General features: G+C 33.0%; 12 protein-coding genes. 11 read left to right on the top strand and 1 reads right to left on the bottom strand.

Features of this window, described 5'->3' with window-relative positions:
- Positions 1 to 60: 60 nt before the first annotated feature.
- The 7 genes from QYS47_RS01380 (at position 61) to QYS47_RS01350 (ending at position 9,449) form a co-directional block, all read left to right on the top strand.
- A complete protein-coding gene (locus tag QYS47_RS01380; RefSeq protein WP_322347447.1) occupies positions 61 to 1,545 on the top strand; it encodes a YfcC family protein in 1,485 nt (494 codons plus the stop codon).
- 73 nt (positions 1,546 to 1,618) lie between these two features.
- Positions 1,619 to 3,640: a tetratricopeptide repeat protein gene (locus tag QYS47_RS01375; protein WP_322347446.1), complete on the top strand. Its 2,022-nt coding sequence runs from the start codon at positions 1,619 to 1,621 to the stop codon at positions 3,638 to 3,640.
- Positions 3,641 to 3,730: 90 nt separating this feature from the next.
- Positions 3,731 to 5,773 carry a M3 family metallopeptidase gene (locus tag QYS47_RS01370; RefSeq protein ID WP_322347445.1) on the top strand — a complete coding sequence of 681 codons (2,043 nt, stop codon included), beginning with the start codon at positions 3,731 to 3,733 and terminating at the stop codon, positions 5,771 to 5,773.
- A gap of 248 nt (positions 5,774 to 6,021) precedes the next feature.
- Positions 6,022 to 6,711, top strand: coding sequence for a hypothetical protein (locus QYS47_RS01365; protein WP_322347444.1), 690 nt, complete (start codon positions 6,022 to 6,024; stop codon positions 6,709 to 6,711).
- 23 nt (positions 6,712 to 6,734) lie between these two features.
- Positions 6,735 to 7,274, top strand: a complete 540-nt coding sequence (locus QYS47_RS01360; protein WP_322347443.1) for a dihydrofolate reductase family protein — start codon at positions 6,735 to 6,737, stop codon at positions 7,272 to 7,274.
- Between the two features lie 412 nt (positions 7,275 to 7,686).
- Positions 7,687 to 9,228, top strand: coding sequence for a glutamate--tRNA ligase (gltX, locus tag QYS47_RS01355; protein WP_322347442.1), 1,542 nt, complete (start codon positions 7,687 to 7,689; stop codon positions 9,226 to 9,228).
- A 2-nt stretch (positions 9,229 to 9,230) separates the two neighbouring features.
- Positions 9,231 to 9,449 carry a hypothetical protein gene (locus tag QYS47_RS01350; RefSeq protein ID WP_322347441.1) on the top strand — a complete coding sequence of 73 codons (219 nt, stop codon included), beginning with the start codon at positions 9,231 to 9,233 and terminating at the stop codon, positions 9,447 to 9,449.
- Here QYS47_RS01350 and QYS47_RS01345 read toward each other — a convergent pair whose 3' ends face one another.
- A complete protein-coding gene (locus QYS47_RS01345) occupies positions 9,450 to 9,902 on the bottom strand; it encodes a 3D domain-containing protein (protein ID WP_322347440.1) in 453 nt (150 codons plus the stop codon). It abuts the gene before it with no gap.
- Positions 9,903 to 10,041: 139 nt separating this feature from the next.
- Between QYS47_RS01345 and QYS47_RS01340 the strand changes: the two genes are divergently transcribed.
- The 4 genes from QYS47_RS01340 to QYS47_RS01325 are packed head-to-tail and all read left to right on the top strand — an operon-like array spanning position 10,042 to position 15,295.
- Positions 10,042 to 10,611: an RNA polymerase sigma factor gene (locus tag QYS47_RS01340; protein WP_322347439.1), complete on the top strand. Its 570-nt coding sequence runs from the start codon at positions 10,042 to 10,044 to the stop codon at positions 10,609 to 10,611.
- On the top strand, positions 10,608 to 11,345 hold the full coding sequence (locus QYS47_RS01335) for an energy transducer TonB (RefSeq protein WP_322347438.1): 738 nt from the start codon (positions 10,608 to 10,610) through the stop codon (positions 11,343 to 11,345). The genes QYS47_RS01340 and QYS47_RS01335 overlap by 4 nt, the downstream gene beginning before the upstream one ends.
- 3 nt (positions 11,346 to 11,348) lie before the next feature.
- Positions 11,349 to 13,820: an FG-GAP-like repeat-containing protein gene (locus tag QYS47_RS01330; protein WP_322347437.1), complete on the top strand. Its 2,472-nt coding sequence runs from the start codon at positions 11,349 to 11,351 to the stop codon at positions 13,818 to 13,820.
- Positions 13,821 to 13,825: 5 nt separating this feature from the next.
- On the top strand, positions 13,826 to 15,295 hold the full coding sequence (locus tag QYS47_RS01325) for a PorP/SprF family type IX secretion system membrane protein (protein ID WP_322347436.1): 1,470 nt from the start codon (positions 13,826 to 13,828) through the stop codon (positions 15,293 to 15,295).
- The last annotated feature ends 22 nt before the right edge of the window (positions 15,296 to 15,317 follow it).

The following is a 15,317-nucleotide window of genomic DNA, read 5'->3' as shown; positions in this document are numbered from 1 at the left end:
TCTAATATTTAAAGAAAAATCATTCTCTTATATTTGGGTTAAAATGACAAAAAAGAGAGAATGAAATTTCCTGCAGCCCAAACCATTTTAATCATCATTGCTGGTTTAGTAACAATAATGACCTGGATCATTCCAGCTGGAAGTTACAATAGTTTAAGCTATAATGAATCTGCTGATAATTTTGTCATCCAAAGCCAGGATAGCAGTTATCAATTAGCTGCATCAGAAGAAAGCTTGAGTAAGTTGAATGTAAATATTCCGATAGATAAATTTACAAGCGGGGCGATATATAAACCCATTAGCATTCCGAATACTTATGAAAAGCTTCCCTCAAAACCTCAAGGCTTTATGGATTTTATTTCAGCCCCGATTAAGGGAATTATAGAAGCAGCCGATATTATTTTCTTGGTATTAATCATTGGAGGAATGATTGGAATAATGAATACTACCGGAGCTTTTAATGCAGGGATGGCTTGGCTCTCAAAAGTGCTGAAAGGGAAAGAGTTTTTGTTGATCATATTTACTTCATTATTAATCTCTCTAGGCGGAACCACTTTTGGTTTAGCAGAAGAAACCTTGGCATTCTATCCTATACTAATCCCTATTTTCATTGCAGCGGGCTATGACACCATGGTTGGTTTAGCCAGCATTTTTCTAGGTTCTGCTATTGGTGTAATGGCCAGTACTGTCAATCCTTTTGCAACTATTATTGCTTCAGATGCTGCAGGGATTAGCTGGACTTCAGGATTGGAAGGAAGAATTGTTTTATATATAGTATCTATGACTGTTACCATCTTATACATATTATGGTACGCCAAAAAAGTAAAAAACAATCCTGAAAAATCCCTAACTGATCCTAAAGCAACCAAATCTTTAGCATACATTCAACAAGCAACTTCCGATAAACATATTGCACTTACACTAAGGTTGAGAATCATTCTAATCGTATTTACTGCTTGTTTTGTGTTGATGATATTAGGCGTTTCCCAATGGGGCTGGTGGTTTGTTGAAATGACTACAGTCTTTTTTGCAGGAGCTATATTAATTGGGTTTATAGCGAAAATGAAAGAAAATGATTTCATTGAATCTTTTCTACAGGGTGCAGCGGATTTATTAGGCGTTGCATTCATAATTGGCTTAGCAAGAGGCATTACTATCATCATGAATGATGGATTAATTAGTGATAGTATTTTGTTTTATGCAAGTGAACTTACAAGCGGGATGAATAAAGGAGTATTCATCAATGCACTATATTTTATTTACCAGGGCCTTACCTTTTTCATTCCTTCTAGTTCTGGAATGGCGGTTTTAACAATGCCTATTCTTTCGCCCCTGGCTGAAAACGTGAATATAGGTAGAGAACTTATCGTGAATGCTTATCAAATGGGGAATGGTCTTTTTAATAGCGTGAGCCCAACAGGTTTGGTTTTAGCTTCCTTAGGTTTGGTAAAAATTGGATATGATAAATTCTTAAAATTTATGGTACCTCTTTATATTATGTTAGCCATAGTGGGCGTGATATTTCTTACAATTCTAGCATTTTAACCTCAATTATATAAAAGGTAGGAGGGTATTGTACATATTTAATTAAATTACATATGTCTGTAAATTTATAATTATGCGCCTACTTTTTTTATTTCTTTTATCGTTTCTATTCTGTTTTATAAGTAACAGTCAATCCGTTCAAGAGCATTTTTCGAATGCTAAAACTGCATATGAAAAGCAGAATTTTGAAGAAATGTTGAAGAGCATTGAAAAAGCATATGACTTAAGGCCTAATCATCAAACTATTTTATATTATTTAGCAATTGCTCAATCTAGAAATGCTAGACAGGACGAAGCTATTACCATCCTAAGAAAACTGCTTTCTATAGATGCTTTTAATTATGAATTAGATACTGAAGATTTTAATTCTTTAAAAGAAAATGAAAGATGGAATGGTCTTTTTGCATATCAAGAATTTATGCGAAAGCCTAAAATAAACTCGGATTCACTGATACAAATTAATGATTCTCAGTTACACATTGAAGACGTTGAATTCAACGTTTATACCAGCAAATATTTGGTGAGCAGCATCAATAAGAAGAATATTTTTGAAATTGATAAAGAAAGGTTAGTTCCATTATTCAATCCCTTTCAATTATCCATTACTGGAATGTTGGTTCAAGATTCTATTCTTTGGTTTACTGCCGCAGGCTTTGCTCAATCAGGATTAGGCCAGGATAGTGCATTGCTCAACACCTCAAAACTCTATAAAGCAGATTTAAAGAATAGAGTTTTGCTTGATAGTTTTCAGCTAGAAGATTCGAAACCCCATTTATTTGGAGATTTATATTTGAATGAGAATAATCAAGTTTTAATAAGCGACAGTAAAGCAAATACAGTTTATAAACTAGAACAAAATAAGCTGTTAGAATATATTACTAGCGATCAAATTCTTTCTTTACAGGGAATCACACAGATTAATCAGTCATATTACATGGCCGATTACACCAAAGGAGTTTTTTATGAACAGGATGGAAGAATAGAGTTAGTTAAAACCCCTAAAGATTTATCATTAAAAGGTACTGACGGTATTTACCAATACGGCAATGGGTTTGTTGCAATTCAAAATGGAGTCTTTCCAAATAGAGTTACTTATTGTGAACTAAATGGTGATGGTACTGAAATTACTAAGTTTGAGTATTTGGAAAAGAATCACCCTGCTATGGGCGAACCTACTCTTGGCTATATTTCAAATGGTAAATTCTATTATATCGCCAATAGCTTTTGGCCTTTAAATAATGATGGAGAAATTAATAATCCAGAGAATATAAACCCCATTATTTTGTCATTGGATCTTCCAGAAGAGAGAAGAAAGTCTGAACAATTTAAGGTGGTTGATTATGTCAAAGTATTAGAAAATCATTATGCTGAAGCCTTGTATTTTTATGAACATAATTGGTTGTCTTTTAGAAAATATGCAAAATCCCATGGCTACATATCAGATTACTCCATATTTCTTTCACAGGATAATCAAGAATATGATATTGTTCTAGAAACTTTTTACTCAGATCAGGAACAGTTAGAAAAAATCGAAACCCGGTTTAAAGAGTGGTTGAAAAACATAAAAGGACCCGATTTTCAAAACGAATTAAAACCTTCTGAATTTAGAGAGAATGTAAAAACTGAAAAACTAAGACTAGAAACGAACTCAAACACATTTAATTATTGGTTAGATAAATGTGAGGATAAAAATTACCATGCTTTTAATTTCTGGCTAGGAGACTGGGAAGTGTATAACAGAAAAGGAGGATATTTAGGACATAATACCATTACCAAAATTGATTTTGCCTGTGGAATTCAAGAGAAATGGACTTCTGGATCAGGAGCTTTTAAAGGAAGCAGCTATAACTTTTATAACTCATCAAATAAACGATGGCATCAAAGCTGGGTGGATAATCAAGGAGCTAGCTTATTGTTAAATGGAAAGTCATCAAAAAGTAAAATAATAATGAATTCTGATTCAAGCAAGCTAAACCAAAGCCAGATCACCTGGGAGTTATTAGAAAATGGAAATGTGACACAAAAATGGGATCAGTCTTCCGATTATGGTAAAAGCTGGAATGAAGTTTTCTTTAGAATCTATAAGAAACAATAGTTAAATATATCTTCCAATCAATAAATCTTTACTACACGCATTCCGTATTAAAAAGCTTAAGTTTGCAAATAAATTAAAGTATAGATTTATATGAATAATCCTTTATTAGAAGAATTTAAAACACCCTTTCAAACCCCTCCATTTGATAAAATTAAGTCTGAGCATTTTATGCCTGCAATAGAGGAGGCGATAAAAGAAGCTAAACAGGAAATAGAGGAAATCACTTCTCAAGACGAAACACCAACCTTTGAGAATACAGTTGAAGCATTAGAATTTAGCGGCAAAAAATTAAACTCCATAGCATCGATATTATTTAATCTGAATAGTGCAGAGACCAATGAGGAAATTCAGGCTGCTGCCAGAGATGCTTCACCTATTTTATCAGAATTTGGAAATGATATATGGCAAAATGAAGCACTATTCAAAAGAGTAAAAGCAGTTCATAATCAGAAAGATGAATTGGGTTTAAACCAAGAACAGCAAATGCTTATGGATAAAACGTATAAGTCATTTGTAAGAAATGGAGCAGATTTAAATTCTGTAGATAAAGCCCGATTTAAAGAAATTTCCAAAAAGCTTTCCCAACTCACACTTACGTTTGGTGAAAATGTTTTGGCTGAGACAAACGATTTTGAATTAGTTATTTCAGACGAAAAGGACTTAGGTGGCCTACCAGATTCTATAAAAAAACAGGCGGCATCCACAGCAAAAAGCAAAGGCCATGAAGGCAAATGGGTTTTCACATTACAAGCTCCAAGTTTTGTACCTTTTATGGAAAATGCTGATAATAGAGAGCTCAGAGAGAAACTTTATAAAGCATTCATGTCTAAAGCCAACAAAGGCGATAAGCATGATAATAAAGATATTATAAAAGAGATTGTTAGCCTAAGGAGCGAGATGGCAAACCTTTTAGGGTATGGAAGCTATGCGGATTATGTATTAGAAGAAAGGATGGCAGAAGGAGCAGATAAAGTTCAAAAATTCTTATCTGACTTATTAAATCAATCATTACCAAAAGCGAAAGAAGAAGTTGAAGAAATTAAAGCGTTTATTAAGAAGGAAGGTGATGATATTGAATTACAAAGATGGGATTGGGCCTACTATTCTGAAAAGCTGAAGAAAAAGAAATATGCGATTGATGATGAATTGCTAAGACCTTATTTCAAATTGGAAAATGTTTTAGATGGCGTATTCCAAACAGCTGAAAGATTATATGATATCAGATTTAAGGAAGTAAAGAATATTCCGGTTTATCATGAGGAAGTTACTACTTATGAGGTGACAGATTTAGATGGCAAACCAATAGCCATTTTTTACGCAGATTTCCATCCTCGTGAAGGAAAAAGAGGAGGTGCCTGGATGACGACTTATCGTGATCAATACAGAAAAGATGGTGAAGAAGTAAGACCATTAGTTTCAAATGTTTGTAATTTTACCCCCTCATCCCCTGATAATCCTAGTTTATTAACATTCAATGAGGTAACTACTTTATTTCATGAATTTGGTCATGCTTTACACGCCATGCTAGGTAATGGTCAATATGGAAGTTTAACCGGAGCGAACGTATATTGGGATTTTGTGGAATTACCTTCACAAATATTCGAAAACTGGTGTTATGAAAAGGAATGTCTGGATCTTTTTGCGAAACACTATGAAACAGGAGAAAAGATTCCTCAAGAGTATATCGACAAGATAAAAGCAAGTAGTACTTACCATGAAGCTTATGCTACGGTTAGGCAAGTAAGCTTTGCTATGTTGGATATGGCATATTTCAGTTTATCAAAAGAGGAAGCCGATACTATTGATGATGTTGCTGCTTTTGAGCAAAAAGCCATGGCTCCAACTGAATTATTTCCTAGTGTGGAAGGGGCTTTAATGAGTACTCAATTTGGTCATATTTTTGCTGGAGGTTACGCTTCTGGATATTACAGCTATAAATGGGCAGAAGTTTTGGATGCAGATGCATTCTCACTTTTTAAAGAAAAAGGAATTTTCAATAAGGAGGTTGCTCAATCCTTTAAAGACAATATCCTATCAAAAGGCGGAAGTGAACATCCAATGGAATTGTATAAAAGATTCCGTGGAAGAGAACCTAAAATAGAAGCTTTACTAGAAAGAGCAGGCTTAAAATAATAAGTAGCTGATTTATTTAATTCTGAAGCACGCTTGAAAGAGCGTGCTTTTTTATTTTATGTTCAATATTTGCCATGTATGGTTTAATTGAAATAATATAAAAAAAATAAAAATAATTATATCATATTTGTTTTGTAACAAAAATCATCTGGCCCAATACTATATTCCAGAGGTTAATAACCAATGGTTTAACAAAATTTTTGGCCCATTATTTGGTTTTAGCCAGTTCGCACTAATTTATTTATGATATGAAGAAGTTATTTACAATTCTATTAGTTCTTAGTGTTGTTGTAGCACAAGCACAAACAACCTATGAAATTAAACCAAAGCCAAAACCGAAAACTAATACCCCAACTTCTAAAACTACTGTTAAGCGATCAACTATAGATTTTAATAAAGACGATGGTGAGCCCAGAAGGGTCAAAGGAGAAAAGTTTAGTAGAAACTCTTTTTACCTTAATGTTCTAGGTTCATCGATCCCAGCGTCTTTTAATTATGAAAGAATTATAACTAAGAATGGATTAATAAATTTTGCAGCCAAACTTGGTGGATTTTACCTTCCCATTCCCCAATATGATGATTTAAAGTTAGCAAATGCTAGTTTCGAGTTTAATATGCTAGTAGGAAGAAAAAGTCACTTATTTACTATGGGCTTCGGATGGGCAGGATATTACGGGCAATGGTATAATGGTAGACAACAGGAAGTAAGAAACTACGGAATTCCTACCAGTACTTTTAACATGCACTATCGTTTCCAAAAACCATCTCATAGTGTATTCTTCCAGGTAGGCTTTACATCTACTACTCTATTAGGCTTTGCTACTGATGACTTGGTAGAAATGGCTATTGGTAATGCGGTAATTTATGGTGTGGATTTAATATTTGGTGAGAAACCAAACTTCACTGTACCTTCAATTGGAATAGGCTATTCTTTCTAGTAATTTCACTAGAAATTAATATAATGTCTAAAAACAAAGTTTTTATTGCTACCAGTATAGATAATTTTATTGCGGATAAAAATGGCAATATTGATTGGCTCCATTCAATCCCAAACCCTGATCAAGATGATATGGGTTATCAGCAATTTATGAATGGGGTCGATGCTTTATTGATGGGTAGAAATACTTTTGATACAGTTTCTGGTTTTGATATTGAATGGCCATATGAAAAGCCTGTTTTTGTATTAAGTAATTCTTTAAAACAGATACCTGACGAACTTTCCGGAAAAGTAGAATTATTAAAAGGAGGTTTAAATTCCGTTTTAAATACTATTCATAATAAGGGCTATTCTAATTTGTATATCGATGGAGGAAAATTAATTCAAAGTTTCCTAAAAGAGGATTTGATAGATGAAATGACCATCACCAAAATCCCTATTTTACTCGGTGAGGGAGTCTCTTTATTTTCATCACTAGAACACTCATTAAATTTTGAATGTATTAATACTAAAATATATTTAAATAGTATTGTGCAAAACCAATTTAAACGAGTAAGAAAATAGGTTATATTTTAAAGTATAAAAAAGCGGCCAATTAAGTAAATACCTGGGAAAAGTGACATAAACACAATGCACTTTAAACAGATCATAATAGTTGGGTTTCCTTTTTTATCATTATTCAAATTAGACATTTGCTTTTCCATAATATTAGTATTTTAAGTTTGATAGTGAGCTATGAGGCCATTATTACATACAAGTGTAATTTAATAATTTCTGTTTTCAAATACCTTAAAGACTAAATTAATTCTACAGATTATTTAAAAATTGCGATAAATAGGTATGACACACCTATTAAAAGTATTCAAAATAAGGGTTGATTAGGAATCATAATATTGGGGCATAAATCTAATCTTTATGCGAGTTTTACACATTATTGATTAATTTTGCAGCCCATTAGCATAAAAACATAAATCTCATGAGTCAAGCTGTACGTGTACGTTTTGCCCCTAGTCCAACCGGACCACTTCATATCGGTGGAGTTAGAACGGCTTTATATAATTACCTTTTTGCGAAAAAAGAAGGTGGGAAATTCATTTTAAGAATTGAAGACACTGATCAAAACAGATATGTAGAAGGAGCAGAGGATTATATTCACCAAACTTTAAAATGGTTAGGGATTACACCTGATGAAAGCCCATGGAATGATGAAGGTGAAGTAGGGCCGTATAGGCAAAGTGAGCGTAAGGAAATTTATGCAAAATATGCACAGCAATTGCTTGATGAAGATAAAGCATATTACGCATTCGACACTGCAGAAGAATTAGATGAAATGCGTGAGCGTTTGAAAGCAGCTCGAGTAGATACTCCTCAGTATAATGCGATTACTCGCATGCAGATGAAAAACGCCTTGACACTTTCCAAAGAGGAAGTACAACAAAAACTTGATGCTGGTGAGCCTTATGTTATTAGATTGAAGGTACCTAGAAAAGAAGAAATCAGACTAAACGATAAAGTAAGAGGTTGGGTAATGGTTCACTCTACTCAAATTGATGATAAAATCATCATGAAGTCAGATGGAATGCCTACCTATCATTTAGCTAATGTAGTGGATGACCATTTAATGGGAATCACGCATGTAATCAGAGGAGAAGAATGGTTACCATCTGCACCATTGCATGTGTTACTCTATCAGTTTTTAGGTTGGGAAGATACCATGCCAACATTTGCTCACTTACCATTATTACTAAAACCAGATGGAAATGGTAAATTAAGTAAGCGTGATGCCGAAAAACATGGTTTCCCAATCTTCCCAATGGAATGGAAAGACCCTGCTTCAGGAGAAATGTTAGCAGGCTTTAAAGAAGATGGCTACCTGCCAGATGCTTTGATTAACTTTTTAGCATTCTTAGGCTGGAACCCAGGAGGGGAGCAAGAGATTTTCAGTTTAGAGGAATTAATAAATGCTTTCTCACTCGAAAGAATCGGAAAAGCAGGAGCCAAGTTTGATATCCAAAAAGCGAAGTGGTTCAATGAGCAGTATTTGAAAAGTAAAACGAATGCTGAGTTAGCAGATTATTTAAAGAAAGATACTGAAGCTAATGGCATTGAAGTTTCACAGCAAAAACTAGAGCGTATTGTTCATGCATTAAAAGAGCGTGTTACTTTCCCTACTGAATTCTGGACCCAAGGACAGTATTTCTTTAAAAAACCAGATCATTATGATGAAAAGGTAGTGCGTAAAAAATGGAATGCCGATGTGGATAAAGCCTTAGGCTTATACGCAGATGCTTTAGAGAAAGTAGAACACCTTGATGCTGGAAATGCCAAGGCAACTTTTGCTGCTGTATTGGAGCAAGAAGGAATAGGCATGGGAAAAGTAATGCAATCTTTAAGAGTTAGTATTACGGGAGAAGCAGGCGGACCAGATTTGATGGATATTATTGAGATTTTAGGCAAAGAAGAAATAACAGAAAGGATCCGAATAGCGTTAGATAAGCTAAAGGACCAAATTTCTTAATAATGCCTAAAAAGAAAGACGATAGTAAAAAACATAAAAAACCGAATGTCAACCCAAAATTAGAAGGCTTTGATGTAAAAATTGATTCCTTCGGTGAGATTCAAACTAGTTTTGATATTGATAAGATTAATCAATTCCTTAATGAAGAAGTTGAGGATAAAAAGCTGAAAGATAGGGATGATTTAGAGGATATTAAAAAAGATAATGAAGAGGAGGAATAACTATTCCTCTTTTTTTATTTCTTCACTTTTAATAGGTATATAAATTTCTACCTCTTTCTTGCCCCAACTTCTTGCAGCTTGAACATCTAAGCCCATATAAATATCAATTTTACGGGTCCAGCGCTTATTCATTTTATCTTTCACCAAATATGGCCCTTCTAATCCTTCAATCAAAACTGTATCGTTATGTTCTAAGAGCTCTTCTTTAAGAAAATCTCTCGAAATCGCGATAGATTGCATACCTGGCTTCAGTGTATCTCCCCATGCTGCAATACTTGGGTTTCTTTTCTTGGTTTGGCTTTCAACAGAATTATAGGCAGTAGCGGTTACTTGAATTGTATCATACAGTTGAACTCCTTCTTTTTCAGTTGACCCTTCCGGATTTCCACAACCCACCAATAGAAACAAAAATACGAATTGAATTGAGCTACATTTAGATTTCTTAATCATCATAATTTAGATGTGTTTCCTATGTATAATTCGTGAAAACTAGATTTGTTTATTCTAAAAAGATATGCGTAAAAAAATTTTTTTAAATAAAGTGTATCTTTTCACTTACTTCTGAATTACAAGTATAAAATCAATCAGATAATTGGATAAACTTTTAAAATATAGTGAAAAAATAATACAAGATGCTTCCGAAGAGGATTGCATAAAAAGAGCTAAAGAAAATCCTCGCTGGTTCGAACCATTATACGATAAATACTATAATGCGATTTTTAGGTTTTTATATAAGAGGCATGGTGATGCAGCAATAACATCTGAATTGTGTTCAGAAACTTTTTATAAAGCGATGACAAAAATTCATCAATATAAAGATAAAGGATATCCATTTTCTTCCTGGCTTTATAGAATTGCTTTAAATGAATCAAATTTAGCATTTAGAAAAAAGAAAAATCAGAGAGTAATCCCGCTTGAATTATTAAAGTCTGAAAGTCTATTCGAAGAATTCCCTTTAGAAAGTTCAGATGATCAATTTCAATTATTGAAAATCGCAATTAACAGCTTAAAATCAAAGGAACTCGACATTATTGAGCTTAGGTTTTTTGAAGGCCTTTCATTTAAAGAAGTAGCAGCAGTTTTAGATGTAACAGAGAGCAACGCCAAGGTAAAATGCTACAGAATATTAGATAAGCTCAGAATAAAAATGAATGTAAAATGAGAGGAGGATATAAAAATATAGATCATTTAAAAGAGCTTTCAAATCAAGAAATCTCGAAGCATAAAGATTTCAAAGCTTTATTAAATAGAAGAACAGAACAGCTTCAGCATAAAAATAATGTGAGGAAATCAATGATAAGAATTGTCTCAAGTTTAGCAGTAGTTTCAATTATTGGCTCAAGCCTTTTCTATTGGAATTATGTCAAAAATAACGAGGAAATTAGCACAGAAAAAGACCAGATTGCATTAAAGAACAATATAGATTTTATGCAGAAATCTTTACCAAAACTTCCAAAAGCAAAGCAAAGCCATAAAGAGAAAATCTCACGATCAAATAACCCAATTAAGAGTAACAGTAAAAAAGAAACTGGGATTGTAAAGCAGAATATGCCAAAAGATGAAGAAGAAAAGATACAATTAGGCTATAAAAGAGCAATCCCAATTGTCGGTATAGATTCTCTAAATCAATACTTTAATGAAAGAATAATTTATCCGGAAAGTGTGGATAAATCGGAAGGAATAGAGGGGACAGTAAACGTAATCTTCGAGATTAGTAAAACAGGTGAAGCTAATATTATCCAGATTCAAAATTCATTAGGATCGCCATTTGATGAAGAGTGTGAAAGGCTAATATCGAATATGCCAAAATGGGAACCCGCTATTAGAAACGGCAAGCCCGTAAATTCTAGAGTAAGCATCCAATTGTCTTTCGAATTTGAACCGCAAAAAGACTAAATCATGAAAAAGCTATCAACCTTAATATTCGCCTTAATTATGGTGTTTTCAAATCAAGGCATTACTCAAAACTTGAAAATTAAAAACACTAATGAAATTATTGCTAATAATGTAGAGAATTCATTTTGGCTAGATATTGATAATAATGGTTTACATGAAGTTACTCTTCAGTTAAACACTAAAATGGACAGCTCTCATTTGATTGTATTTGATTGGCTTACTTTTCAAGAAAGAAGTATCCAAATACCCAATCTAACAACCTTTCCGGTAAAAATTGAAGACCTTGATAATAATAACCAACTGGATGTAATTGGTTTTACAAAAGACAGTGCAGGAAATAATTCATTAGAGATTTTTACTCAAGAGAGCAGCAATTTTACCTCTTCTTTTAAAATCAAATTGGAAGATGTAAAACAGATTTACCTAGAGGACTGGAATAAAGATGGATTTAAGGATTTATTGTATGTGAAAAACAGTAATGATACCCTAAGTTTATCATTATTAGAAAATTCCAGTGGAGGCTTTTTAAATAAATCAGAAGAAATTGCAAAATTAATTCAAAAACCTGAGCTCCAATTTTTTGATTTTAATCTTGATGGTAGAAATGATATTCTGATTACTTCTTTTGATAGTGCTGCTCTTCAATCACCAGCAATCTTAATAAATTATAAAGATTCTACAGTTCGTAAAGAGACTAGTCTTCCAAAAGGAAATTATAAAAGTGTTTCACTTGGCGATTATAATCATGATGGAAAAACTGATTTCTTCGCAAATTATAGCGACTCAAATGCCGTTTTGAAATCAGCTGTTTTCATAAATGATAGTACCAATTTTATTGAGCATGTAATCTTTGATGTCTCCGGCTTTAATCCTCAAAAAAGCTTCCTAGCAGACTTCAATTCAGATGGCCTAACAGATATTTTTATTAGCGATTTAAGCCAATCTGCTTTCATCTTTCAAAAACCCAATAACGAATATGAACTTGATTCCATAGAAAGCTTAGATATTCAAAGTCTCAGCTTTTATGATCCCGATCGAGATGGTGATTTGGATATCACTTTTGTTACAGAAGAAGATTCTTCAGGCATTGTACTTTATGGCTGGGAAAATCAATATGGGAATGAAAACCTACCGCCTAAAGTTCCAACTTCTCAAACTGCTTTTCAATCTCAAGATGGGGTGATTATAGTATGGAATGATGCAGTAGATGACCATACAGTTACTGATAATATCACTTATGATGTTTTTATCGGAAGCAGTGATTATTCCACAGAGTTTTTATCGCCCAATTTTGATATCAACTCCAGTGATAGAATTAAAACATCAAGAGGGAATAATTCCTATTCAAATGAGCTGAAATTGGATAATCTACCATCAGGAAATTACAGTTATGGTATTCAACCTATCGACAATTCATTAACTATTGCTATCCCAGATGATTTAAAACCAGAATATTGCCCGGAAGAATGTGGCGGGAGGTATATGGCTTGCGGAAATTTTGAGATATGTGAGAGTGTAAATGAACAGATAATTAATACTTGTGTCGGGAGGACTATTACTCTTGGAGATAGCACAAAAACTAAATATTGGTATTCCGAAAAGAATGGCTATTTAGGTGAGTTTCAAGAAGTGGAAATCTTAGTTGAAAAAGAAGATACTCTTTATTTTAGAGATGTAAATTATTCAGATTGTAATAGCAATCAAATTTATGTTATTAACATAATTGATGAATCAGATTATCAATTGAATGATTTTGTTGTTTGTGAGGTTCAAGAACTTAATATTAATCTAGACCAAAAAGTAGATAGTATTAACTGGTATGAAAACAATAATCTTTTATCAAGCGATTTTTCTCTAAATATTTTAGTGGAAAATGAGACCGAAATAAATTATGAGGCATACGTAAATGAATGTAAAATTGAGAGCTCCTTTTCGATTACTATAGATCAATCTCAAGTAGAAATATTGAATAATACTTCAGTAATTAAAAGAGGAGGCCAAATTCAACTTCAAGCAGATGGTGCAGTGGCTTATGAATGGGCTCCCAACATTTATCTTAATGCAATTAACATTTCAAATCCTATAGCAATACCTGAAACAACTACCGCATACGTAGTGAAGGGAATATCAGCTAATGGGTGTTTTTCCTATGATACGGTAAGAATTGAAGTAATTCAAGAAGCTTTTATTCCAGAAATGTTCACTCCTAACGGTGATGCTCGAAATGATAAACTCAGGATATATGGTTTAGTAGATGTAAATGATTTTGAGTTTATAATATATGACAGGGAAGGAAATGTGGTTTTTAGAAGTCAAGAGCCCGATAAAATGAATACTTCAGGTTGGGATGGAACAAGGTTCGGGAATAAAGCAGAAGCAGGCATCTACTTTTGGCAAGTCCGTGGTTCATATCATGACGGAAACCTGATTTTACTTAATGGAAATCAGAAAGGAAAAATACTATTAAGTAAGTAATTGTCATGCGAAAAGTTATTATCACATTATGTTTAGGAATAACAGCAGGCAATTTGTTTGGTCAGAGCTTTATGCATTCTCTATTTGATTATGCTCCAAATCGAGTAAATCCTGCTTTTGCCTCAACTGATAATTATCAAAATGGAATTTTTATTTTCCGTAATCAATCGGCTTCTCAAGATGTAAACTTTATGTCATCATATGCAGAAGTGAACCAGCCATTTTTTAATGAAGATAGAAGATGGTCAGGAATATCAGTTTCTTTAATGAATGACCAAACTACAGGAAACAATATTTATAAACTGAACCAAGCTAGTGTTTCTTATGCCATAAGTGTTCCTTTAATTGATAAAAATGAATTGTCTTTTGGATTAAATTCTAGTTTTCAATCAAAATCATTAAATCGACAACAATTGGTAACAGGAAGCCAATATGTGGAATACTTTGGTTTTGATTCTAATCTACCTAGCGGTGAAAGCTCTGGAATAATCAATAAAAATTACTTTTCTTTTTCTTTTGGATTTAGTTGGCAAAAAGTTGACAGATATGGCAAAAAATTATTCACTGCAGGATACTCTTTACAAAATTTAAATAGGCCTGAAGACTCTTTCAATGAAAGCAATGTTAATAAACTTCCATTTGTTAATGTTTTAACAGGATCTGCTACAATTTTTGAAAACTATCAATGGCATTTAACTCAAGATGTGCTATTCAGGCATGCTGGCCCTTCATTTGAAATTATAACAGGCCCATCTATTAGGTATTCAATGGGTAACAGTGCAACAGAATCTATTAAAAGTATGCTCCGTTATTCAACAGCCAATAACCTGATGCTAGGAGCTGTTTATGACTCAAAAAATTATTCTGTAGGAGGTGCTTTTGATATTAATTTCTTTAAAAATAATATTAGTAATCATGGCACTTTTGAGGTCGTTTTTTCTATAAAGAGGCTTAGACGGCCAAAAAGGAAAAGTAAGCTGACCTATGGGAATAGAGAAAAGATTTCTGAAGAGAAAGAAAACACAATAGATAATGAAATTCAGGATAATGAATCAAAAGAAAGTGAAAAAGAAGAGGAAGATGCTATTAAAGTAGAAACCAAAGCAGGAACCATAACTTATTTACCCCATGAATTTGAGGACTTATCCTATGTATTCAAATTCGATTTTGATGACATAGAACTAACTGAAGAAGATGAAGAATATATTTATCAAATGAGTGAGCTTCTTAAACAAAGTGATAGAGTCAAAGTATTGATAACCGGCCATACTGATAATGTCGGAACAGAAGAGTATAATAAGAAACTTTCATTTGAGCGAGCAAAAATGATTGGCTTAATTTTACTCAATAATGGAGTTTCTAAAAGAAAAATTAGGTTAGTTTCAAAAGGTGAAACAGAACCAATTTCAAGTAATGAAACAGCTGAAGGTCGTGCCAAAAATAGAAGAGTGCAGATGCAATTAATTTATCAATAAATTTATTATTTTAGCTATCTAA

The sequence above is a fragment of the Marivirga arenosa genome, assembly GCF_030503875.2.
GTDB classification, from domain to species: domain Bacteria; phylum Bacteroidota; class Bacteroidia; order Cytophagales; family Cyclobacteriaceae; genus Marivirga; species Marivirga arenosa.
Note: the sequence above shows the minus strand (reverse complement) of the source record. Positions and strands in the feature narration are given on the sequence as shown.

Excerpts from the sequence above, each read along its gene's own strand:
- QYS47_RS01360 (WP_322347443.1), top strand. The coding sequence starts at position 6,735 with ATGTCTAAAAACAAAGTTTTTATTGCTACCAGTATAGATAATTTTATT.
- gltX (WP_322347442.1), top strand. The coding sequence starts at position 7,687 with ATGAGTCAAGCTGTACGTGTACGTTTTGCCCCTAGTCCAACCGGACCA.
- QYS47_RS01365 (WP_322347444.1), top strand. The coding sequence starts at position 6,022 with ATGAAGAAGTTATTTACAATTCTATTAGTTCTTAGTGTTGTTGTAGCA.
- QYS47_RS01370 (WP_322347445.1), top strand. The coding sequence starts at position 3,731 with ATGAATAATCCTTTATTAGAAGAATTTAAAACACCCTTTCAAACCCCT.
- QYS47_RS01330 (WP_322347437.1), top strand. The coding sequence starts at position 11,349 with ATGAAAAAGCTATCAACCTTAATATTCGCCTTAATTATGGTGTTTTCA.
- QYS47_RS01335 (WP_322347438.1), top strand. The coding sequence starts at position 10,608 with ATGAGAGGAGGATATAAAAATATAGATCATTTAAAAGAGCTTTCAAAT.
- QYS47_RS01350 (WP_322347441.1), top strand. The coding sequence starts at position 9,231 with ATGCCTAAAAAGAAAGACGATAGTAAAAAACATAAAAAACCGAATGTC.
- QYS47_RS01345 (WP_322347440.1), bottom strand. The coding sequence starts at position 9,902 with ATGATGATTAAGAAATCTAAATGTAGCTCAATTCAATTCGTATTTTTG.
- QYS47_RS01325 (WP_322347436.1), top strand. The coding sequence starts at position 13,826 with ATGCGAAAAGTTATTATCACATTATGTTTAGGAATAACAGCAGGCAAT.
- QYS47_RS01380 (WP_322347447.1), top strand. The coding sequence starts at position 61 with ATGAAATTTCCTGCAGCCCAAACCATTTTAATCATCATTGCTGGTTTA.
- QYS47_RS01375 (WP_322347446.1), top strand. The coding sequence starts at position 1,619 with ATGCGCCTACTTTTTTTATTTCTTTTATCGTTTCTATTCTGTTTTATA.